We start from the raw sequence: 24,195 nt of genomic DNA, 5'->3' as shown, positions 1-24,195 counted from the left end.
GCCTATGTCACGAACTCAAGATTTCTGCACCTTTAACAACCTATATGTAACAATATTTACGTTGATCGTTAATGTTCACGATATTCATGTGGCGTCACACCATAATGCTTTTTAAACATCTTGCTGAAATATTGAGGATTCTGATACCCAAGCTCACTCGTAATCTCATATATCTTCATATTACTATTCTTTAACAGATACAACGCACGTTCCATACGCTTACGAATCATATAGTCACTAAGGCTTTCACCTGTCTCAGACTTATAAATCTTAGACAGATATACCGGATGAAGGAATACCTTATCTGCAATCATTTTAACCGAAGTATCCTGACCCATATCATTAGCTACTAACTCGTGTACCTGTTTAATAATATAGCTATTCGTATATTCATCATTCGTATATAACTCTTTCTTCAGCTTACCCATCATCTCTGTTGACCAGTTTCGTAGTGTATCTAGTGAATGAATGATCCTCTGATCAATGAACAAATCAAATCCGGAATGGTCAATTTGGTGCATGAACACCCCATGTTTATGGGCGATATATAAGAATGCATTTGTCACAGATAAGAAGACTTCATACAGATGTTCTCGCATAAAACATACTTGCTCCATATCCTGAAATACACTATCGATTTTGTTCTGTGCGGCATCCCATTGTTTAGATTCCAACAAATGAATGAGCGTTGGTGGCTTGTATAACATCTCTATCGATTTATTGACTGAATCTTTACTCTGGAAGATGTCCTCTAGGAATAACAGCCCATGAGAACCACGAGCTTCCGCCATGAAGATCGCACTTAATCCCTTTCGATACGCTGTAGATATTCCAATAGGGAACTCGAACCATTCTGTTAGAACAATCGAGATGTCCCCCTTTAAATAGTTGCTAACACTCCTCTGAAGAGTCTGAACCAACTCCGTAAGTTTCACTCTCCGTTCACTCTCTTTATCTAAGCCGCGGTTACTACTCGGACGAAGAGTATCCTTCTGAGCTACCATAATAATTAAACAATCATGTGGCGCTTTACAATGCCATATATGGAAATGATCAGAGAACAATTCCTCTGCAATGTTGCCAATAGCATATTCCATTAGTGATATGGAAAGATGATCCATCTCAGCGAACGTCTTCGCTAAGGGAATAAGCATGATCAGCGCAGGCTCATCCCCTTGAAGTGGGATCTCATATTGTTTACACTTATCGCGAATGATCTTGGATGATAATGTCCTTCCAAGTAATAGATCATACATTAAATTAGCTCTCAACACCGTGAGGTCGGACTTTCGATCATATAACAATTTCTGGTATCGCTCGACCTGCTCCCATTCATCTTGCAAGGATTCTATGGCATTGGATACGCTTGCTATCAATTCATCATCATCTACAGGTTTCAATAAGTAGTCGAAAGCTTGTAGCTGAATCGCCTTTTTAGCATATTGAAAATCCGAGTGGCCCGTAAGTAAGATGCATCGAGTATCCGCCCACCTCGAGGAAATCGTCTCAATAAGTTGTAATCCATCCATCTCGGGCATCCGAATATCTGTAATAACGATATCTATCGATTGCTCCTCCAATAACTCTAATGCCTCCGCTGCAGAGCTAGCCTGATAGACTTGGCTAACCCCCATTTCATTCCACTTTATGGTCTGAGCTATGCTCTCGGTTACGTAGGACTCATCATCCACTAATAGTAGCTCAATCATTTACATATCACCCTTTCATATCTCTTCTCCACTATTTCATGAAATATCATCCGATCATTTCTGCTTCATTAGGATAACTCCAATACAACACAACCTTAAGCCCACCTAATTCCGAATCTGACAATGTTACCCCTGCGTTTCTTCCATACCGAAGTTGCATTCTTTGTTGAACATTCCAAAGACCATAGCCCATCCCTTCCTCTACCGGATGGCTAAGCTTATATTGTAAAGTCAGTAACTCATGTGCCTTCATACCCTTACCATTGTCTTCAACAATCAGCGTTACTCCACCCTGATTGATCTCTCCCGAAATTCGGACCAGACCTGCACCTGCTCTCGACTCAATTCCATGAATAATCGAATTCTCCACTAGCGGTTGAATGATGAGTAATGGAATGTCTAACCTTTTCAATATCGGAGGTAGATCAATCGAATAATCAAGACGACTCATTCTCATCTTCTGTATTTCTAAATAATTAGTTACGAAATCCATTTCTTCTGATAGGGGAACCACATCTCGTTCCTGACGTGTTGTATAGCGATAATAATTAGACAAATTCTGAGACATAGCGACGACAGCCTGAAAGTTCTTAAGCTTAGCCATACTCGAAATAAAAGAGAAACAATTATAAAAGAAATGTGGATTAATCTGCGATTGTAATTGCTTTAAGCGAGCCTCTTTCACATGAATCTTCTCCATATATACGTTCTCGAACAATTCCTGGATTTGCGCGACCATGGAGTTGAATCTGCCGAATACGAAGCTGAACTCACTATTCCCTCGTGGAACCATTCGAACCGAGTAATCCCCACTCTTTAGACGTTGAAAACTATGTACAAGCTTCTTCATCGGTACTTGAACCTGAGCGTATAACAAGTAAGATGCCAGAGAACTCATCAATAATAATGCTCCAATGGCCACATAAAATAAACGGTTAGACTGTTCTATCGGATACATAATATCAGTTAAAGGCATATAATCAATCAAATACCATCCGGTCGTCTTCGACAAGACGATGTTCACCATGTAACTCTCCCCGTTCAGCTCCACTGTCCGATGCTCAGATTCAGGTTGAAATTCTTTCTTTTCTAGTTCTTTAATGAGTAGATTTGCCAACTCCTGATCGGAAGTACCATTATAAATCACGCCAACATCCTGTTTGTAATAGAATGGATCACGCCTTCCATCACCCTTAAACTTATCGAGCATTTCCTCAATATTCAGACTACTGAATCTAATCTCAACCAGGAGATTTGCATCCTCTAGGTGCGTAAATGTTGCATATGGAGTCACTGTAAATAATGAAAATTGAAAGCCTCCGTTTTCTTTCGTAGTCACTTGCCAACCAGAATGAATACGTCCGTTCAGCTCTTTCGGATCGTATTGCTTCGCATCATTCAATGACACTACTCGATTCATAGAAGGTGAATAGATCAGCAGTTCACTTCTCCAATTCAAAGAACTCTCCTGCAAACTCAATTTATCCTGAATTCGCTTCACTTGCGTTATAGCATCTAGATCAAGATATGACTCATTCATAAAAATATCACGAAAACTTGATATGTCAGGATCATGAATCAATTGATTAGGCATGAGAGCTAGCCGATCGAAATTCATATTCACCTGATTCTGAAAAAACGTCAATTGACTCTCATTCGATTTGTTCAATTCTGATCCGAGCACACTAGTCATCGTCTGATTAGAATAGAAATAAAGGCCTACAATAGGTACTAATATCATTAGAATGATCATCAATATTTTCGTGAATAAATTGTATTTAGGCATTCCTATAGTCCCACCTTACTGAATGATAAATGATGATACATTGTTCCCTTTTCATTGTAAGCGGTTTAATTCAAATCCACTAGACTACTGTTGAAATAATTCTGCAGTTATTATAGTGAATCTTTATAGAAAAAGGGTTACGAGGTAACGGACCCTAAACAAGCTGAAACGGATACCACCCTAAAGGATGGTATCCGTTTCAGCGAGAAATATAATTATTTAGTATAAATATTACTCTCCGTCACCAAGCAGCTTCAAGAGATCTACGGGAAGGTGAAATTGTTGGTTGTTAATCATAATACGTCTTAGCTCATCCACCGAGTCCTCACTTTGAGCATCCTTAATTTCCTGAATCTCATCATTTAGACGCTCCATCTGTAAGTCTAGCGCATTAGCCGAATCTGCAGCTGCTTTAAGCTCTTGCGTGAGGCGTTCAGGTACAGATTGATTATATTTATAAAAAATCTTATGCTCGAGACTTGCCCAGAAGTCCATAGCAATCGTACGGATCTGTACTTCAACACATACGTGTTCTACGCCATCCGACAGAAATACGGGGACTTCAATCAATAAATGAAGACTCTGGTAACCGTTCGGTTTAGGATTCTTAATATAATCTTTCACTTCAAGAATAATGAGATCACTTTGATTCGAAAGCATTTCTTGCATTCGATAAATGTCTGAAATGAAGGAGCAAGTAATCCGGAGACCCGCAATGTCTTTAATATTACTTTTTATACCTGTAAATGTTAATTCATAATTTTTGCGAAGCATCTTTTTCATAATGCTTTCTGGAGACTTTAAACGTGATTTCGTATGTTCGATCGGACTATAGTCATGTAAAGACTGAAATTCTTCCTTCAATATATCAACTTTAGTCTCCATTTCGTCCAAGGCGAATTTGTAGACCATCATAAATCGCGTAATATCATGCTTAAACTGTTTGAGTTGTTCCATTTGATTGTGAGCATTCATATTCATATTCATATTCATTTTCCTTCCCCACTAAACACATAATAATTAGTCATCATATTAGATTCTTAAGCTCTCTCCATTTCAGTATAACACTGGCTAACTTAATATCATATTTCGCCTCTAATCATGAAGCTATATGTTAGGTATTTTCTTGTTGTACCCTTCATTATCCTCTATAATTACTGATTGACGACAGCTTACTGTCGTTATTATATACCGGACAACTATAGGAGGCATTATGGAACATCAGACGATTCTAGCTATTGGTATTTTCCTCATTGTGTATGGATTTATTATATCTGAAAAAATACACCGCACGATCGTAGCTATGATAGGCGGTATTCTTATGGTTATTTTAGGCGTTGTTGATCAAGAAACAGCCTTACACCATATCGATTTCAATACAATTGGTCTTCTCATTGGCATGATGATCATGGTCAATATCACGGCTGAGACTGGCTTATTCAAGTACATCGCGATTTGGGCAGCGAAAAAAGCTAAAGGACACCCCATTCGTATTCTTATCTCGCTCACACTTATTACGGCACTTGCATCTGCATTCTTAGACAATGTAACTACCGTACTACTCATGGTACCCGTTACCTTCAGCATTACAAGTCAACTACGAGTTAACCCTTTTCCTTATTTGTTTGCTCAGATCTTAGCTTCAAATATCGGTGGGACAGCTACGATGATCGGAGATCCACCCAACATTATGATCGGAAGTGCAGTAAAGGAACTAACCTTCATGGCATTTATTGAGAATCTAGCGCCAGTAATTATCATCATCATGATGGTTATGATTCCTATACTTGTTCTTATATTTCGTAAACAATTGAAGACAAAACCCGAATTAATGCATAGCCTGATGGACATGGATGAAAAAGCAGTCATTACGAACCGAACATTACTTATCAAATGCTTATCCGTGCTAGGACTTACGATGATCGGCTTCTTCATACATCAGATGCTACATCTAGAATCGGCTACCATTGCTTTAACTGGAGCCTTTCTATTGCTACTTCTTAGTGGAGAACATTTCTTAGAGAAGGCTCTTGCTAAGATTGAATGGACAACCATATTCTTCTTCGTGGGGCTATTCGTACTCGTATCTGGATTGATTGAGACGGGGGTTATAACAGCATTAGCGAAACAAGCTATGGCTCTAACCGGAGGAAATGTAGCTTCCACTTCCATGCTAATTCTATGGCTTAGTGCCATCGCCTCCGCCTTTGTAGATAATATCCCTTTCGTAGCTACCATGATTCCTCTGATTCAGGATATGGGTTCCATGGGTGTAAGCAATCTTGAACCTGTGTGGTGGAGCCTAGCATTAGGTGCCTGTCTTGGAGGAAATGGATCGTTAGTCGGTGCCAGTGCAAATCTTATTGTCGCGGGGTTATCCGCCAAAGAAGGGCAGCCGATTACGTTTGTACAATTTCTTAAATACGGATTCCCACTTATGATTCTGTCCATTATCATTTCAACGATATATATCTATCTTCGATATTTAATGTAATTCATATGTACGAATAATGAAAAAGCAGGACCATCATGATTAATGGTCCTGCTTTTTAATATCACACCGACGCGTCTCACACCAACAGCAAATCGAACAATATTTAACTCTACTCCCCGATATCAATAACTTCAAATGCATGCCCACACGCTGGGCAATATCGTGCTGCTATCGCAACCTTTTGCCCACAGACACAATCTTTCTCATCCCCAACACTACCCATTTGGTCCTGATTCTTCTGAATCTCATCTTTTAAAGTTAATATTTGTTGGATGATGGGTTCAAGATGATCATTATTAAGTGACTGATTCTCATTGGTTAATGACATAAATACGGAGCGTCCAATCTCCTGATAATGATCTAATATTTCTCTTTGTTTAGAACTGTTCTGCATCCTCAGCCGATTAATTTCTACAGCTACCTTGGCTTTATTACCAGCTTCCGATACGCCTGATTTCAATTTATCAAAAAAACTCATATGTTCTTACCTCCGTATATTCTATTCTGCTTGTTCAAGTATCATTGTGTAATGAAGATTCAAAGTCATTAACTCAGAATCTAGCTTCTCATATTCATTGTCCAGTTGTTGTAGTATCTCATGTATTGAGTTTGCCTTACCTTCTACTTGATCTAGTGTATCATTAATTCTACCTTGAACCATCCAATCCGAAATAAATCCATCGAAGAAATAATCACTAAATCTAAGGAAATCTCCAATATCTATCTCAATCAATGTGGTCATCTGGATATCTCTCAGTTCTTTCGAGAACAAGCTCAATTCCCTTTGAGCATCATGAATATACGACATCGCATCATCAATATTGTTATGCTTTATGTGGGTCGCAATCATTCCCCCGCCAAGAAGGTCATACGTGCCCCAGTCTCTAGCTTTCTGAAGCCCATCTGATGCGCTCTTCAGACTATCCATAACTGAGTTACCCGCCTGAATGGCCTCCTTCAACTCTTTCAGAGTCAGTCGTATATCCGTTTGTTGATCAACAAGTTCCATAAGTTCCCTGTTACTGTGTAGGAGGGATTGTTCTTTTTGTCTTATGATTGCGTCGTATTCTACTTCCCAACCCCTGACATGAGAAAGTTGTTGCTGAGCGTCATGTATTTGATCTTTCGTATCTTTCAACGTACGTAATGCTTCATCATATTTCACCTTTGCTTCAAGTACTTCAAGCTGTTCACGTTCAATCTTTTCTTCCTTCTTGCCCATAACACTGTAGATGAGGTTAAATAAAGACATTCCCGTCATTCTCTCTACATCCTGCTCTTCACGTTGTAGGCGCTGTTCCCAGTTATTCGCTTCACGCTCATACTGCTCTAACGAAAGTCCGAGATCCACAAGGCGCTTATCCCACTTTCTGTATTTGCGACCTTTCTCTTTGACTTCAGCCAGACGTACATTTAAATCATGAAACATGAGCAATCCCTCCCATTACAATCCCACTCCCATATTAATATTAAACGTTATTACTCCCCAACAAGTTTCAAATTGTTGGTAATTTGAAGAACTGAAATCAGGTGAACTAGATTTTTACTCGAAATATCGATATGATAAGACAAGATATTTGATATAAAGGAGTGAACACGTATTTATGAAAAAGAAACATCTATTCATGCCGTTAATTACGCTTATTACTGCTGCTCTAGTGTTAAGCGGTTGCGGTAACAAGCCCACAGAAGAGTCCACACCGGATCAAACAACGGGAAGTAACACAGAACAAACAACGCCTGTTGAACCGACTCCACCCGCAGAGGAAACACCTACTCAAACAACGAAGAGTTGGGACAACCCTCCAGCTATGGAGATTGACAGCACGAAATCCTATGAGGCTGAAGTTACTACGAACAAAGGAACTTTCACTATCGAGCTTTATGCTAAGGACGCACCTAAGACTGTCAATAACTTTGTATTCCTAGCTAAACAAGGTTTCTACGACGACGTCATCTTCCACCGAATTATTGAGAGTTTCATGATACAGACTGGCGATCCACAAGGTACTGGTGCAGGCGGACCTGGGTATCAATTCGAAGATGAGAAGACGAGTTATCAATATGAACCTGGTGTTGTAGCTATGGCTAATGCTGGAGCAAATACAAATGGAAGCCAATTCTTCATCTGTACCGGTGCAGATAGCACTTCTCTAAACAATCAGCCTAACTACACTATCTTCGGTAAAATTACGAATGGAATGGATGTTGTAAAACAGATTGCTGCCACACCTGTTGAGGTAGGTATGAGTGGTGAAATGAGCACACCAACAGAGAAGATTCAGATTAAAAATGTTAAGATTACTGAGAAATAAATCGATATCATTTTCATTTAAAAAGCCGCGGTATCCTGTTATAGGATATCGCGGCTTTTTGATTAGAACAGAAATGAACGACCGGATATTACTTATTAAGATTATCCGCTAAATACTTTACAATACCCTCGTCGGAGTCTTGCGAATATTCCCACACCATGACACCGGCTAGCTTCTTATCTCTAACATATTTAACTTTTGCCTCCAAGGCTTCTTCATCTTCATAAGTAATAAACGTATTACCGTCATATAAAAAGGCTGTCTTTGCTGTATCATCAAAGTACCGCTTAAACCCATCTTTCTCTAAATATTTATCCTGTATCGTCTTGTAGCTTAAATCTACTTTGTCGATGTTAATCGGTTTACCCAAGGTGAACGCAGCATCCTGATTCGTAGCACTCTTAACATTCTCCCAAGCGTAAGAATAGGCGGGAATTCCTAATAGCAGCTTGCTAGCATCAATGTCGCGCTCTAAGTAAAGGTTAATAATACGATCTACGCTAGTTCTACTCTTCTCATTCTTATCTTTATATAAATTTGAATTATACCCTGTTGTTTCTGACCAAGCTCCAGTTAAGTCATAACTCATCACATTAATGAAATCCACATACTTTTCTACTTTTTTAACCTCAACATTCTTAAAGTACCAATCTTCGTTCCCAGCAGCAAAACTTAAATAGTAATTTTTATTTTTACGAGGGAGTCTATCCAACTTCTCTTTCAGTTCTTTCATTAGATTGGTGAAGTTATTGGTATCTTCTGGTCTTGCTTTAATCGTATTCCATGCATCAAAAGCAGGATATTCCCAGTCGATATCTATCCCATCTAGATCTAACTCTTTCACCATAGCGAGAATACTTTCTGTAAAAGAGTACCGATTGCCGTCCATGGAAGCATCGGAGAATCCATCTGCTTTATAACCACCAACGCCAAGTATAAAGCTCGTCTTTTTATTATTTTCTTGTAGCTTCTTTATGTTCTCTTTAATGACCTCATTTTTAGCAGGGTCTAGATCAAAATATATATTTGTTTTATCGATTTTGGCAAAGGCAATAATAGCGATATCGACATTCTTCCCTTTTAGATCGATATCTTTAAAGTCTTTCCATATGGGTATGTACACAGAGGTTACTTTCTTGTCTGAATAAATAGTATCGTAAAAGTAAATCCCCATACCTACAACTAATATAGCTACGAAGGCTTTTGTAAAAAGACTTATTTTGATCATGTTAACTTTTCCCTCCAAATAACACTTGTGTCACATATTTATTTAGATTTAACACTTTAACCGTGATATAACTTATCGAGAAAATAACCGCTACATTAAAAATAAGACTCATTGTAGTTTCAAATAAATTCGCTTCTATTGCTGCTCGCTTCGAGACCAATATCTCAACTAACAAATGTATAAGATAAATACTAAAGCTTGCTTTCGAGACTGAACTAATTATTTTTTTGATTTTGTAATTAATTCGCTCACTAATAACGGTTTCTTTTGCTTGAAAATAAATAAACATTCCTATCGCCATACAAAATGTGGTGAGCGAGTAATTTCCGTAGAACATCTCATCTAGTACGCCACTGTAAAAGGATGCAAAATACGTAGCTACTGGTGTTATAAAGAAAGATATGATTCCTAAGTTATAGAAAATATTTTTCAATTTACTCGATATATCATAGTTATAGAGATAATACCCTAAAATAAAATATCCTAGATAACCCATGAATAAAGGGATATTCGTTATGGGTATACTGATATATTCAGAGGTTACTCGGAATACGACGTCAGATATGAATTTATAAACCACACTTATTAAGAACCAACATAGTAGATAATATCTCAAATCCTTTTCACTGCACGCTTTTACCAACTTACTAATTAATGGGACAGTTATGTATATCGCAATGATCGCATACAGAAACCATAAATGAACATAATTTCTATCGTATATCAAACCATTTGCAAAATGAACAAGAAACCCATAAACACTCATACTACTTTTCAGAATAAAGTATTGCGTGTACACGGCATATATTAATGACCAGCTAAGTAACGAAATAATTAGAGGGAGAACTTTCTTCAAGTAAAAATGTCGGTATGATTTCACTTCAACCCTAAGAATCATCGAACCACTAATCATAAAAAACACCGGAACGGCAAACCTTGATATCGAATTGAAAAAGTTACTAATCCACCATGATGTTGTATTGAAATCATTTGTCCTTGTAAGCAAGTCCGCCGTGTAATGCAAAATGATGACGGCTACGATGGACAGTATTCTTAGTATATCTATGAATATAATTCGTTTATCTTTTAGTATATGACTCATATTAACCTCCCGAAATTGCAGTTCTCATATATTTTAAGTAGGAATTAACTTATGCTTGAAACACCTTTTCTCTCAACGAATCCCCAGCCTTCGTCGTTATCAAAGTACTTAAATGTGCCTACGATATTCATATAAAGAAGTAAATTTCGATAGGTCAGTAATTCAAATTGGCTAAAGACAAACATATGGATATAATCTTTTAATGAATAATTGCTTCCATACTTTTTACATAAGATCAACGAAACCCCAATTTGCAGCGCATTAATGAGAAGAACCGACGACATAAGGATGATCAATTGCGTTAAGTTTGTACCTAGAAAGATTGCCTGTATGAGATAAAAAATGGTTGTAAATGCCGTTAGTGTGCCTAGCACAAATCCGTCTATCGCAAAAAAGATGCTGACTCCAAAACTAAACTTTCGTGATAATTTGGACCAATAGATTAGAATGCAATCGACATAAGCTTTTTGCCAACGTATTCTTTGTTTATAGAAGTTCGTAATGTTCTCAGGGCATTCCGTGTAGCATACAGCTTCTGGCGCATAGACAAGCTTCTTATTTAAGTTGTTCTCCTTAATGTACTCATGAATTTTCAGAGTGATATCAATATCTTCCCCTACCGTACTTCTAAATCCATTTACGTCAACCAATATACTTTTATAAAAAGCACCGAATGCCCCTGAAATAACAACAATTGAATTAAATGCAGATTGTGTTAATTTCCTGCAATAGAATCCGTGTATGTAACTAATAACTTGGCTTTTAATAATTCCTTTACCCGTAAATTTATCTAGGATAACGCCATCCTTTTTCTCCGCGCCTTGTACGATTTTGACAGTACCACCTAATGCGATAACCTCGTCATCATGGAAATATTGATTCACATATTTAAGCGAGTTAATCTCTAACATACTATCTGCGTCTAGCGTAATAACAATATCAGACTTCGCACAATCGATACCGGCGTTGAGGGAATCCGCCTTTCCTCCATTAAATTTATCGATTACAAAAATATTGTCATATTTCTCCGAATGATACATCCCTTTAATAGCCGCATAACTGAGCTTACCATCTGCTTCTCGCTCACTTAGGGTTAAGTCTAAAAGCTCAGTCAGCTTACTCATCGTCTGATCCTTTGAACCATCATTAATGATGATGACTTCATAGTTGCTGTAATTTAAGCCCTCCATTGCATCTATACAATTCTTAATGGTTAGCTCCTCGTTGTAAGCAGGTACTAGAACGGAGATCGTCTTTTCTGAAAGATCGATATTTAATGGCTTAACTTTACTTGCAAATAAGGGGATAATCGTGTAAATAATTTGAAAACCAATAAAAATAAATGTAGATAAGTAAAAAAAGTACTGCATGGACTCACTCCTTTTTCTCTATTTTGAATCTAAATATGAATTAATTTTTTTCCATTAACTCCCTTTTTTAGTCCAATTAATTATAAATAATAGTAAATAAAGTTAAAAATAGCAACCGTTGAAAGCGTTATTTTCAAAACTTTCTGAAAATGTACTTATTTTTGCATTTAAATAACATACAATCATTTACATTTTAAATGTTGAATGTAATGTAACGTCGTGCTTTTCTTACGAAAATAATAAAAAATAGGCAATGATGGTGAAATCACCGTCATTGCCTATTCCATGTGTTGATCATGTGTAATTTAATCGTTGATCAAGTCCCACGTTTCATATTCTTCCCGTAATAAATTTCATCCATTTCTTCCGTTATTCTCTTCGTAATCTTATCTTGTTCCCCTGCATCTAGCGTTACTTTGGTGTAGCCAAAGAGATAGTTATCTAGATCAAATGCTTTGAGCTTACACTTGGTATGAAATATGTTCTCTTGATATACGTTAACATCAATCATATCATATTGCTCTTGCACTTCTTCTGGGATGTAATTTTGAATGGAGTTAATATCGTGATCAATGAATAACTTATGTCCGCTAATGTCACGTGTGAAACCTCGAACTCGGTAATCTATCGTCATAATGTCCGTATCGAACGAGTGAATGAGATAGTTGAGTGCTTTAAGAGGGGAAATTTCCCCACACGTAGATACGTCAATATCTGCTCGAAATGTACTAATACCCTCATCAGGATGGTACTCAGGATAAGTATGAACCGTAATATGGCTTTTGTCCAAATGCATCAGGACTGTCTCTGGTAATGGACCTGGTGACTCCTGGAACGAACTTGTTGGCGCTGTTTCTACTGGACCTTCTGACACAAGCATGGTTACACTTGCTCCTTGTGGGAAATAATCCTGTTTCGCAATGTTGAGTACATGTGCACCAATGATGTTGGATACAGTCTGCAGAATAGTAGTTAAACGATCTGCATTATATTGTTCATCAATATATTCTAGATAAGCTTCACGTTCTTCTTTCGTTCTGGTATAACAAATATCATACATGTTGAAACTTAGGGATTTCGTCAGGTTATTGAAGCCATGCAATTTAATTGTTTGTTCTGGTGTGATCTTCATAAGTCAATTCCTCTCGTTGTTCCAACATTCGAACTCTAATATAGTCTTTTTATATTCGAAGTGAACCGATAATAAATCTTGCTGTTTAACTGTTCTTACCCATTATAATCAAAATAAACACATCACCATAGAGAAGATCTATTCCATTTAGGGAAAATAAATTTATGATCTGAATTTATGTTGATGTATATAAATTTTCATGTTAGTATCCATTTTATACTAAAATAGTCGGAATAAATATATTCTAGTTCTACCGGATAGCTAGAGATATCCCCTTTCATTAGGATATATCTCTGGTTTTTGTGCTTCGTCATATGAGCAAACTCAGGAAGCTGGATTCTTCCTGAAATAATCTATGCTGTGCCGCTTGGAAAGTAACTACCGTTGAACTAATAAGGAGGATATCATGATGAGCCAAAACAATCGTCAAATGAAATTAGGAGCTTTCTTTGTGATTCCTGGACATCACGTCGCTGCTTGGCGTCATCCTGATGCTCAGGCCGATGACGTAATGAACTTCGAGTTCTATAGGCGTCTTGCCCAAACAGCGGAACGCGGCAAATTCGATATGATCTTCCTCGCCGACGGTCTCGGAGGGAAAACATCTGGTGATATCTCCAGTCGCTTTGTAAGCTCCATCTTCGAGCCCCTTACCTTATTATCTTCACTTGCATCCGTGACTAGCCATATTGGTCTAGCTGCAACCGTCTCCACCACATACAATGAACCTTTTCATGTCGCTCGCAAATTTGCCTCACTTGACCATTTAAGTGGGGGGCGAGCTGCATGGAATGTCGTCACTTCTGGAAATCCAGCTGAAGCAGCCAATTTCAGCAAAGATCAACATCTACGTCACGATCTCCGTTATGAACGTGCAAAGGAATTCGTAGACGTTGTCACGATGATGCGATTATTAACGATAAGGAATCGGGTATTTTTTCAGACTTTAACAAAGTACGAGCACTCGATCACAAAGGTGAGTGGTTCTCTGTCCGAGGTCCACTGAATATTGCTCGTCCACCACAAGGACATCCCGTGATTATACAAGCTGGTTCATCGGAATCTGGTCGTGAATTCGCGGCGCAAACGGCAGAAGATATATTCACAGCATGGCAGACCTTAGAGGAAGCACAGTCGTTCTATATAGACATTAAAGATCGTCTCCCTCGATATGGGCGTTCTCCTGAAGATATACAGATCATGCCAGGGGTCTTACCTATCATAGGTCGTAGCACGGCAGAAGCCGATGAACTAGAAGCACAACTCAAGGAGTTAATTCATCCTGCTGTAGGGGTATCCTTGCTCTCCAGTCTCATTAGCTTCGATCTAAGTGGCTATCCTATTGATGGCCCTCTTCCTAACTTACCTGATCTTTCAGAAATTAACGGCGCCAAAAGTCGGTTTAAGCTTATTAAGGATTTAGCAGACCGCGATGGATTAACAATCAAACAACTGTACCAACATATTGCTGGTGCACGTGGACATTGGACTATCAAGGGTACACCCCTACAGATTGCAGATCAACTCGAAGAATGGTTTAATAACGGTGCCGCAGATGGTTTTAATATCATGCCTCCTTTCTTACCCGGTGGACTCGACGATTTCGTTGATCTCGTCATCCCGAGTTACAGAAACGTGGTCTCTTCCGAAAAGAATATGTAAGCAGTTCCTTGCGTGAGCATCTTGGTCTATCGCGTCCAAAGAACCGTAATAATATAGTTCAGGTTAAACCTTAAGCATTATTCTCCATTTCAATATCCTGTTCAGGTTCTTTCAATAATGGCTGATACATCATAATCGCATGATTCTCTGTAATGAACTGATCATCGATCAGTTCATGTTGGGAATTATACTTTTTACGATGAATGATATTATGCCTAACATATCCGCCCCATGCCTCAAGCGTAATCCGGTGGTCTCGTTCGTATACTTCATATGTATAAGACTCCGGATTCATCGCTCTCCATTCCCCAATTAAATCGTTTGCGTCCATGTAAAGACATAACTGATATGGAACTTCAGTATCATTACGAATCTGAAGATCTAGATAATTATAGGCACATGTTGCTCCACTTCCAAAAGGCTGTGTGCGTCTTGCATCAGGGAACACGTCATAACTATGACGATGTCTCTCCGTTATCGTAAGCGAGGTATGTAATGTAATCCAATAAATAAGATTCGAGCATTGACATAATCCACCGCCTACGCCTGCTTTGAAATCGCCATAAAATAACACCATTCCCTCCTGGTACCCCTTACGTTTCGTAGGTTTTCCTATTAGCTTCCAATAAGAAAATGTCTCCCCAGGTTGAAGTACAATACCATTCAGTTGCTCAAGTGCAATCTTCAGGTTGATTACTTTATTATGCTGCATCCACATATCTACATTCTTAAGTTCTCTTAGCAATGGTGTGTTATGCGAACTTATAGTGTGTCCCAATGGATCTAGAGATATCTTCTTTGCATATCTTTCTTTGCCCAAGATCCATTTCATATATCTTCGAGTGACAAAATAATGCTTCCCTACAAATAGTCTCAGTTGCGACCTTTTCTTAGGCTTCACCGATATCTCCTCCTTGGGTTGTGGACCTCCCTGTTTCTTATAACTATGTTATTTTTATATTTGGATATATTTTACCTTATATAATCTTATTTGTGTGTGTTTCTAAAATTAAAAGACCCCTCAACAGCATTGAATACTGTCGGGGATCTCTTATCCGCACTAGAATTATAATTACTCCTGATCTTTCTCTTTTCCTTGATTAATTGTGTTCAGTCGACCCGCATCCTTAAGCGCTTCACGCAGTACAAATTCTATATGTCCGTTTACGCTACGTAATTCGTCTTGGGCCCACCGCTCTAACGCTGCGTAAAGCTTAGGATCCAGTCTCAAGGGGAAATTCTTCTTCGTTGCCACCTTAGTATATCGTACCCGTATTAATGATAGGTTGTGCCGAGCGGTCGGACACGATTGCTACCATTAAATTATTTATCATTGCTGCCTTACGTTCTTCATCCAACTGAACGATCCCCTCAGTTTCAATCCGTGTGATAGCCATTTGCACCATAGTCACTGCCCCTTCAAGAATCTTTTCCCGTGCTGATATAATAGCGGATGCCTGCTGGCGTTGCAACATTGCACTGGCAATTTCTGTAGCATAAGCAAGATGCGTCAAGCGTGTCTCAATAACCTCTACACCAGCAACCTGCAGCCTCTTCTGTAATTCCTCGCCTAATTCTGCTGCCACTTCTTCAGCGTTACCCCTAAGTGAATATCCATTACCCTCAAATCGGTCATATGGATATTTGCTCGCTACATGACGAAGTGCCGTTTCACTCTGAATTTCGACAAACACCTCATATTTCTCAACTTCAAATAATGCTTTAGCGGAATCCGTAACACGAAATACAACTACTGCCGCGATCTCAATCGGATTTCCTTCAATATCATTCACTTTAAGTTTAACGCTATTAAAATTACGCACACGAAGAGATACTTTCTTTTGAAATGAAAACGGAATGGTCATCCAGAATCCACTACTACGGATAGACCCAATATATTTACCGAAGAATGTAATAACCTGAGCTTGATTAGGCTGAACGACAGTAAAGGAAGCTAACAAGGTAACCGCAATAACAATCGATATTACTCCTAATACGACACCATCATTTATTAAGCTGTAGATTGCTAAGGCAATAAATCCAAGCATTAATAGCAATCCCACAAATCCACTAATCGACCATGCTTTGTTCTCTTTCATGTTTTGTTTAATCTTACCTCCTGAAATATAGTATTAATTTGATATTTATATGATATTACTTTTGGATTTTATTTACAATAATCTTTTTTCAAAAAAATCCTACAAAAAAGACTTCCCTATTTCTAAGGGAAGCCTATTTGTATCATCTATTCCGTTATTAGTTCGCTACACTTCTCGCTTCTCTTGCAATTTCAGTTGCCTGCACCATATGTTTCAGAGATGCAACCGTTTCTTCTATTCCACGAGTCTTCAACCCGCAATCTGGATTAATCCAGAATAATGCTGGGTCTAATACTTGTAGCGCTCTATCGATCATGGATACCATTTCCTCTACAGCCGGAACTCTAGGACTATGAATGTCATATACACCTAAGCCAATACCTAGCTCATATGTGGATTCTTCAAAAGTATGAATAAGTTCGCCATGACTACGAGATGTTTCGATGGAAATAACATCGGCATCTAATGCACGTATCGCATCAATCATTTCGTGGAATTCACAATAACACATATGTGTATGAATTTGCGTTGTGTCTTTTACAGTAGATGTAGAAAGACGGAAGGCAAGAATGGAATCTTCCAGATAGCTATCCCACTTCTCTTTCTTCAGCGGCAAACCTTCTCGAAGTGCAGGCTCATCCACTTGAATCATTTCAATGCCAGCCTTCTCAAGCGCCTCTACTTCCTCCCTTAATGCTAATGCAATCTGGAAGGCCACTTCATTACGAGGAAGATCATCACGTACAAAAGACCAGTTCAATATCGTCAGTGGACCCGTCAACATCCCTTTGACCGGTTTGTCTGTAAGAGACTGAGCATACACACTTTCCTTCACAGTCATTGGGGCAATGAATTCTACGTCGCCGTAGATCACTGGCGGTTTCACGCAGCGTGAACCATAAGATTGTACCCAGCCATTCAACGTGAAGGCAAATCCATTCAATTTCTCTCCGAAGAACTCAACCATATCCGTTCTTTCGAATTCACCATGAACAAGTACATCAATACCAATCTCTTCTTGAAGTTTGATCCAGATTTGAATCTGATCTTCAATGAAAATCTCATATTGCTCGTTACTCCAATCTCCCTTACGGAAGCTTTGGCGAGCTTTTCTAATCTCTGGTGACTGCGGGAAACTTCCGATTGTTGTTGTCGGTAGGAAAGGAAGCTGCCATTTCTCTTGCTGACTAACCTGACGTTTAGCAAATACATTCTTTCTTGTCGATGGCTGAGAATCCCTATTCGCCGCAGCTTCTCGAACTTCAACCCGATTTCTTGACTGTGATGCATTGAGCGCTTCAACTGCTTTTCTGCTATGACTTAATTTCTCATCTACACCCTCTTGTCCACTTGTAGCTGCCACAAGAAGAACAATCTCATCCAACTTCTCATCTGCATAAGCTAACGCCTCTTTTAACACAGGATCTAAGGCAGTCTCTGGTTTCGTACTAACCGGAACATGAAGTAAGCTACACGATGGCTGCACCAGAATTTGATCATAAGTTACGAACTCTGATAGCTCTTTAAGCAACTGTAGTGGAGATTCAAGACTTGAACGCCAAATGTTACGACCGTCAATCAGACCGGCACCAAGTGTCTTGCCTTCTGGGAATCCGAATTTCTTAATCGACTGTAAGTTCTGCTCTAAGCCATGAACAAGATCAAGTCCTAACCCCTGAACTGGAAGTGAAATGATGTCTTCATAATGATCAACCGCTTCAAAATACGTCTGTAACATAATATTTAACGCTGGCGCTGCTTCATTTAAAGCGGTATAAATACGACGAATTCTCTCTAGATCTGCTTTCGTAATAGATGTTACTAGAATAGGCTCATCGATTTGGACCCATTGAACACCTGCTTGTGCAAGCTCTTGTACAATTTGCGTGTAGATAGGTAAGAATTGTTCGATCTTATCATCTATTTGGTCCGGCTCATATCCTTTGGAAAGTTTCAAGAACGTATACAATCCAACCAATACCGGTTTGCCTTCAATCCCTAACTTTTCTTTCGCTTCTTGATAAGCCTTAAGAGGACGGTTCTCTGTTAATGTTGGGGCTGCCCCATTTAACTCTGGCACAATATAATGATAATTGGTATTAAACCACTTCGTCATCTCGCATGCAGCTGCACCTTTGTCTCCTCTTGCCATAGCATAATAGGTAGAGAACGGAACTACACCACCAGTATAAGAAAAGCGTTCTGGTACAAGTCCGAACATTGCTGAGGTATCTAATATGTGATCGTAGAACGAGAAATCATTTACAGGAATAAGATCAATTCCCTTTTCTTGCTGAAGCTTCAAATGGTCTAAACGAATATTCTCCAACTGACTAATCAATTGCGATTCATCCAACTTGCCTGCCCAGTATGCCTCAAGTGTCTTCTTCCATTCTCTATTAGCCCCAATACGTGGGTACCCTAGATTACTGCTCTTTAACATGTGTACATTACGCCTCCTCATATTTAACTATATATATTCAAAAAAACATCCAAAAAGGGCATCTTCACCCTTTTATAAAAAGGATAAAGATGCCCTAGGATATACTTACTCTAGTCGCAATCTTTAACACCTCCCTATCTCCCGTAGGTACATCAGTGTTGACAAAATAGGCAGGTCTCCTGGCTCCAGAATCGTAATCCATCTGCTCCCCTTCCCGATCCGTACGATCAGTGGTTACTAAGCAGCGACTCCTCTGTTACAGTGGCGGGACCGCGCCGGTATTACACCGGACTTCCCTTTTAAGCTAAAGTTAGTTCAACTAAAGCACCTTATTTGCACAATGTTATTCTGTTGACTTCCTTTGCATATAATACATCTAAATGTATATTTATGCAATAACTTATTTACAAATACTAGTTATCCTATGATTATAGTTGATATTAAATACGATATCAAATACAAATAACTTATGAAAGATCACTCCCTAGTCCACTCCAAAACTGTTAAAATAGTATAGTTGGTAGTACATATTAGGAGGATATGAATACATCATGCGCCATTTACATCAAGTCAAAAAGGGTTGGAATGATCTTTCCCTCAATATTAAATTGTTTTTTCTAGCAAATGTGTTATTTCAGATCGGAGGCGGAATGTTCTCCGTCTTATATAATCTCTACATCCAAGGCCTTGGTTACGAAGATGCCATGACCGGAAAAGTCGTAAGTATTCAGTCATTGGCTACGGCTCTCATGTTCATTCCTGTCGGTCTTCTTGGAGACCGGACGAGTCGCAAGAAGCTCCTCATCATTGGAGCCATGTTTAGTGGATTAGCTTTTATCGGACGATCCCTCTTCGATTCGGAATTCAGTCTATTGTCACTTGCTGTTTTCTCTGGCTTATTCGCTTCCATCTTTCAAGTATTGGCTATCCCATTCCTTGCTGAAAGTATTCCTATAAAACAGAGACTACGTATTTTCAGTTATTATTCATCCCTCGTCCTTGCATCACAAGTGCTTGGTAGTATGGGTGGCGGAATGTTAGCCGATCTCTTGCAAGTATTCGGTATGAACCGTATTACTAGTCTGCAAATCGTATTGGCCATAGGGGGAGTAGCTACTTTTGCAGCGTTCATTCCATTACTCTTCATCGTTGAAGCTACGCGAACGGTTACACCCAAGAAGAACCTTATCACAACAATAGATCAACCGTTAAAGGTTGCATCCAACAATCTGAGAACTGATTACACCATGATAGGACAGTTTGCACTCGTCCAGCTTATTATCGGTATCGGATCTGGGCTCGTTATTCCTTATTTGAATCTATATTTCACTAATCGTTTCTCTGTGTCACTTAGTGCCGTGGGTTTACTTATCTCACTTGGACAGATTATGACGATCGTATCTATGTTAATCGGCCCATCTTTAGCTGCAAAGGTTGGTTCTGTGAAGGCGGTCGTCTGCTTTCAATTACTCTCCCTTCCATTCCTTCTTTTGACGGGGTTTACCAATCTATTTGCAATCGCAGCTGTGAGCTTCCTATTTAGACAAGCATTGATGAATGCAGCCAATCCCATTCAGTCTACCGTCTTGATTGATCGTGTATCTGATTCAAGTCGAGGCATAGCCAATTCCATTACGCAGACTGCATTTATGCTCGGATGGGCATTCATGGGTCCCATTCAATCCTACTTTGTTACAACTTACGGTTACTATTGGGGTTATGCCGTCACTTTCAGCATCACAGGTGCGTTATACGTCAGTGCCGCCGCCCTGTATTACACGATGTTTCGAAAGTCACGTCCACAACCAAAGATCGAATCCTTAGTCACAGAATAACAATCCAAACAATTGTGATTGAGTATCTGAATCAAGTCCAGAACTCCCCAGTTCGAGATGAGGCAGCTATTATAAGGTACTTCAACTACAGTTAAATCCTTACTTTGATAAGTTGGGTGTTGTAATGACATGGTGAGATCAGCTCCATAAATAGAAGGCCTGGCTGTATAAAAGCAGCCAGGCCTTCTTCTATTTCTTTTCTATTGTAGACTAGATATAAAAATCCAATCTTCATCCAAAATACTCCGCAATAACTTCCTTTAATACTAACGACTTAATTGGTTTGCTAATATAATTATCCATCCCAGCAGCCAAACATTTCTCACGATCGCCCTTCAAGGCATTTGCAGTGACAGCTATAATAATAGGACACAACTCAGATGATATCGTCTCTCTTATAATAGCTGTCGCCTCAAATCCGTTCATTTCTGGCATTTGTACATCCATGAAGATAATGTCATAACGTTCATATGCCAATTGTTGAATGACTTCATTTCCGTTACTGACAACATGGGTGGTATGCCCTTGTTTCTCAAGCATTTTCTTCAATACGAGTTGATTGATTTCATTATCTTCGGCTATTAAAATCCTTAAAGAGGGTTCAGACTCCTTGTGATCAATACTAAATAATCGGTTATCCATAACTTTAACGTTACCCTGACTTTCTTTTAAATGAATCGTAAATACAAATGTTGCACCCACTTCATCCAAATCTTCCAGTGAAATTGTTCCACCCATTAACTCCACTATTTTTTTACTGATGGCAAGACCAAGCCCGGTGCCTTCATAATTGCGCGTCATGAAATGATCCACTTGACTAAACGGCTCAAATAGTTGGTTTACTTTAGCCTGAGGGATGCCAATACCCGTATCTTTAATGACAAACTTAAGTTCTGTATTGTTGTAATTACGAGATACTAGATCAACGTTAATTGTGATATCTCCTGAGAAAGTAAACTTAACCGCATTACCAATGAGGTTCATCAGCACTTGCTTCAAGCGATCCGTATCCCCGATGAATGACTCTGGCACGTTGGGATTCACCCAGTAACTCATATTAAGCTTCTTTTCCTCAGCTGTAGGTGACAATACATCTAGTATATCGGCTATACAACTTCTCACTTCCAAAGGTTTTTCCTGTAAAACAACCTTCCCTGATTCAATTTTGGAAAGGTCCAAAATGTCATTAATAATGCCTAATAGTCCATCCCCACTCTTACGAATGATCTCCAAATACTCCCTCTGTTGCGTATCAAGCTGTGTCGTCTCCAATAATAGCTCTGCCATGCCGATCACGCCATTCATAGGTGTGCGAATCTCGTGGCTCATGATGGTTAGAAACTCACTTTTGGCTTTGTTCATACTCTCCGCCGTTTCCTTCGCAATCAACAACTTCTTCTGTTCTGTAATGTCCTTGATCAAGATATAGAAACCGACATTCTCTTCATTAATAATAATAGGAACGATGGTTACCAATACATCCACACAAAGACCACTTTTATGTGTAATACTCTCAATATTATTCTCAATGATCACGTCATTCATCGAATATGCAAGAATACTCTGTAAATGCTGGCTTCCTATGATTTCAGAAATACTTAAACCTATCATTGCATTGACACAATAACCCGTAAGTTCTTGAGCCCTGGCATTGGAATTCACGATATTCCCTTCCAAATCAAGTGAAATCACGGCATCATAGTTATATTTCTTAAGTGAGGTGTAACGCTCAAGCATCTCTTGAAGCTTCAACTCAACCATTTTTCGATCTGTTATATCTTGAACCGTTCCATTCATCCGGGCAGTATTCCCATTCTCATCCAAAGCAAGAACCCCACGAAGATGTAAGTAATGAACTATTCCATCTGCTTGGATATGCTGGAATTCAAAACAAAGTTCGCTTCCTTCATCTAGCACCTTCGCAATGCTCTCTTTAAACCGTCCCTGCTCATCACCCTGTACAAGGTCGTATATATCTAATGATTGTGGTCCAACCTCCCTTGCCTCCCAATGGTATACCTCGAGCAATTGTTCTGAGAATATCAATTGATGATGCTCAATATCCCACTCCCAACTCCCCATTAAGGCGATCCGCTGTGATTCCGCAATAATGTGCTCACTTCTCTTGCGTAGCGTTATATCGCGACCGACCGCCATAATATTCATAACCCCGTCTTCGTTCAGACTAGAATTAAATGAACCTTCGAACCACAGATATTTTCCATTACGATGACGAACTCTGAATTGCCGAAGACCGTTTTTGAGGACTTTCTTTTGTCTCAATGCATGCAAGTCGTCAGGGTATATTAAATCCATTGCATTCTTATGCAGCATCTCCTCTGGAGAATATCCTAATAGCCCCTGAATAGACGGTGAACAATACAAGCAGTGTCCATCCGGTTCACAACAATAAATTATATCCTGCGTATTCTGAGATACAAGTTGAAATAATCTCTTGGTATACAAAAGTTGTTCTTCCGCCTCTTTTTCTCCAGAAATATCAATGATATGTATTATAAAATAAGGGATTTCTCCAGTCGATTCATCCTTTAATGCTGAAATATGGACAGAGGCCCATATGATCGTTCCATCCTTATGAAGATAACGTCTTTCCAATGTACATGACGGCAATTGCCCATGGATTAATTGTTGTAGTTCTAACTGCTCGTAATTCCAATCTTCCGGATAGGTCACATCTTTTAAAGTAAGCTTTATAAAGTCCTCTTTAGAATATCCGAATAATTGACACCAACTAGCATTTACATTCACCCATTGACCATCGAATGTGGTCACTGCAATCCCTGTTGGAGCGTTAGCAAAAACATGCTCATATAAAGAATGTTGTTCCGAATGTTTACTTTGCAAAACCGGACCCTCCATTCACATTTATTAGATCATACATATAATAATCATATTTCCGATAAAAAGCGATATATTTCACAACAGTTCCATACATATTAATTCTACAATTATGGAACATTTCACCTCTTAGATACGTTACAGGTATTGAGATCTATATG

17 protein-coding genes, 1 pseudogene and 1 riboswitch are annotated in these 24,195 nt (G+C 38.9%); of the genes and pseudogenes, 4 read left to right on the top strand and 14 right to left on the bottom strand.

The features are described from left to right. Positions 1-68 precede the first annotated feature (68 nt). The 3 genes from PBAT_RS12860 to PBAT_RS12850 form a co-directional block, all read right to left on the bottom strand. Positions 69-1,709 (bottom strand): response regulator, encoded by a 1,641-nt coding sequence (locus tag PBAT_RS12860; RefSeq protein ID WP_068650136.1) that lies wholly within the window; start codon positions 1,707-1,709, stop codon positions 69-71. Between the two features lie 46 nt (positions 1,710-1,755). Beyond that, on the bottom strand, positions 1,756-3,495 hold the full coding sequence (locus PBAT_RS12855; protein ID WP_068650134.1) for a sensor histidine kinase: 1,740 nt from the start codon (positions 3,493-3,495) through the stop codon (positions 1,756-1,758). Between the two features lie 231 nt (positions 3,496-3,726). Beyond that, the gene (locus PBAT_RS12850) at positions 3,727-4,482 is read right to left on the bottom strand and encodes a GTP pyrophosphokinase (RefSeq protein WP_420848766.1); all 756 of its coding nucleotides are present in this window, start codon (positions 4,480-4,482) and stop codon (positions 3,727-3,729) included. A gap of 226 nt (positions 4,483-4,708) precedes the next feature. Between PBAT_RS12850 and PBAT_RS12845 the strand changes: the two genes are divergently transcribed. Next, entirely contained in the window at positions 4,709-5,989 is a 1,281-nt protein-coding gene (locus PBAT_RS12845; RefSeq protein WP_068650133.1) for an ArsB/NhaD family transporter, read from the top strand. A 109-nt stretch (positions 5,990-6,098) separates the two neighbouring features. Here PBAT_RS12845 and PBAT_RS12840 read toward each other — a convergent pair whose 3' ends face one another. Beyond that, the gene (locus PBAT_RS12840) at positions 6,099-6,467 is read right to left on the bottom strand and encodes a zinc ribbon domain-containing protein (RefSeq protein ID WP_068650132.1); all 369 of its coding nucleotides are present in this window, start codon (positions 6,465-6,467) and stop codon (positions 6,099-6,101) included. A 21-nt stretch (positions 6,468-6,488) separates the two neighbouring features. Next, positions 6,489-7,418, bottom strand: coding sequence for a hypothetical protein (locus PBAT_RS12835; protein WP_068650131.1), 930 nt, complete (start codon positions 7,416-7,418; stop codon positions 6,489-6,491). A 175-nt stretch (positions 7,419-7,593) separates the two neighbouring features. On the opposite strand from PBAT_RS12835, the gene PBAT_RS12830 reads away from it, so the two are divergent. Next, positions 7,594-8,304: a peptidylprolyl isomerase gene (locus PBAT_RS12830; RefSeq protein ID WP_068650130.1), complete on the top strand. Its 711-nt coding sequence runs from the start codon at positions 7,594-7,596 to the stop codon at positions 8,302-8,304. A gap of 88 nt (positions 8,305-8,392) precedes the next feature. Here PBAT_RS12830 and PBAT_RS12825 read toward each other — a convergent pair whose 3' ends face one another. The 4 genes from PBAT_RS12825 to speD form a co-directional block, all read right to left on the bottom strand. Continuing rightward, a complete protein-coding gene (locus PBAT_RS12825; protein WP_068650346.1) occupies positions 8,393-9,529 on the bottom strand; it encodes a glycoside hydrolase family 18 protein in 1,137 nt (378 codons plus the stop codon). A gap of 4 nt (positions 9,530-9,533) precedes the next feature. Next, on the bottom strand, positions 9,534-10,634 hold the full coding sequence (locus PBAT_RS12820; protein ID WP_068650129.1) for an acyltransferase: 1,101 nt from the start codon (positions 10,632-10,634) through the stop codon (positions 9,534-9,536). A 44-nt stretch (positions 10,635-10,678) separates the two neighbouring features. Continuing rightward, positions 10,679-12,004 carry a glycosyltransferase family 2 protein gene (locus PBAT_RS12815; RefSeq protein WP_068650128.1) on the bottom strand — a complete coding sequence of 442 codons (1,326 nt, stop codon included), beginning with the start codon at positions 12,002-12,004 and terminating at the stop codon, positions 10,679-10,681. Positions 12,005-12,320: 316 nt separating this feature from the next. Further along, on the bottom strand, positions 12,321-13,136 hold the full coding sequence (gene speD / locus PBAT_RS12810; protein WP_068650127.1) for an adenosylmethionine decarboxylase: 816 nt from the start codon (positions 13,134-13,136) through the stop codon (positions 12,321-12,323). Positions 13,137-13,545: 409 nt separating this feature from the next. Between speD and PBAT_RS12805 the strand changes: the two are divergent. Next, a pseudogene (locus tag PBAT_RS12805) lies at positions 13,546-14,872 on the top strand (LLM class flavin-dependent oxidoreductase). On the opposite strand, the gene PBAT_RS12800 reads toward PBAT_RS12805, so the two are convergent. The 4 genes from PBAT_RS12800 to metE form a co-directional block, all read right to left on the bottom strand. Then, positions 14,869-15,705: a VanW family protein gene (locus PBAT_RS12800; protein WP_068650126.1), complete on the bottom strand. Its 837-nt coding sequence runs from the start codon at positions 15,703-15,705 to the stop codon at positions 14,869-14,871. The pseudogene PBAT_RS12805 and the gene PBAT_RS12800 overlap by 4 nt on opposite strands. 165 nt (positions 15,706-15,870) lie before the next feature. Further along, positions 15,871-16,053, bottom strand: a complete 183-nt coding sequence (locus PBAT_RS12795; protein ID WP_068650125.1) for a type II toxin-antitoxin system antitoxin — start codon at positions 16,051-16,053, stop codon at positions 15,871-15,873. Position 16,054: 1 nt separating this feature from the next. Beyond that, complete coding sequence (locus PBAT_RS12790) at positions 16,055-16,897, bottom strand: SPFH domain-containing protein (RefSeq protein ID WP_068650121.1); 843 nt, start codon at positions 16,895-16,897, stop codon at positions 16,055-16,057. Between the two features lie 157 nt (positions 16,898-17,054). Then, positions 17,055-19,340: a 5-methyltetrahydropteroyltriglutamate--homocysteine S-methyltransferase gene (gene metE / locus PBAT_RS12785; protein WP_068650114.1), complete on the bottom strand. Its 2,286-nt coding sequence runs from the start codon at positions 19,338-19,340 to the stop codon at positions 17,055-17,057. 152 nt (positions 19,341-19,492) lie between these two features. Further along, positions 19,493-19,687, bottom strand: a riboswitch (cobalamin riboswitch). A gap of 204 nt (positions 19,688-19,891) precedes the next feature. Between metE and PBAT_RS12780 the strand changes: the two genes are divergently transcribed. Next, a complete protein-coding gene (locus PBAT_RS12780) occupies positions 19,892-21,175 on the top strand; it encodes an MFS transporter (protein ID WP_068650112.1) in 1,284 nt (427 codons plus the stop codon). Between the two features lie 231 nt (positions 21,176-21,406). Here PBAT_RS12780 and PBAT_RS12775 read toward each other — a convergent pair whose 3' ends face one another. Then, entirely contained in the window at positions 21,407-24,040 is a 2,634-nt protein-coding gene (locus PBAT_RS12775; protein ID WP_169810117.1) for a PAS domain S-box protein, read from the bottom strand. Positions 24,041-24,195: the final 155 nt, after the last annotated feature.

Source organism: Paenibacillus antarcticus (assembly GCF_001637225.1).
GTDB classification, from domain to species: Bacteria; Bacillota; Bacilli; order Paenibacillales; family Paenibacillaceae; genus Paenibacillus_AQ; species Paenibacillus_AQ antarcticus.
Note: the sequence above shows the minus strand (reverse complement) of the source record. Positions and strands in the feature narration are given on the sequence as shown.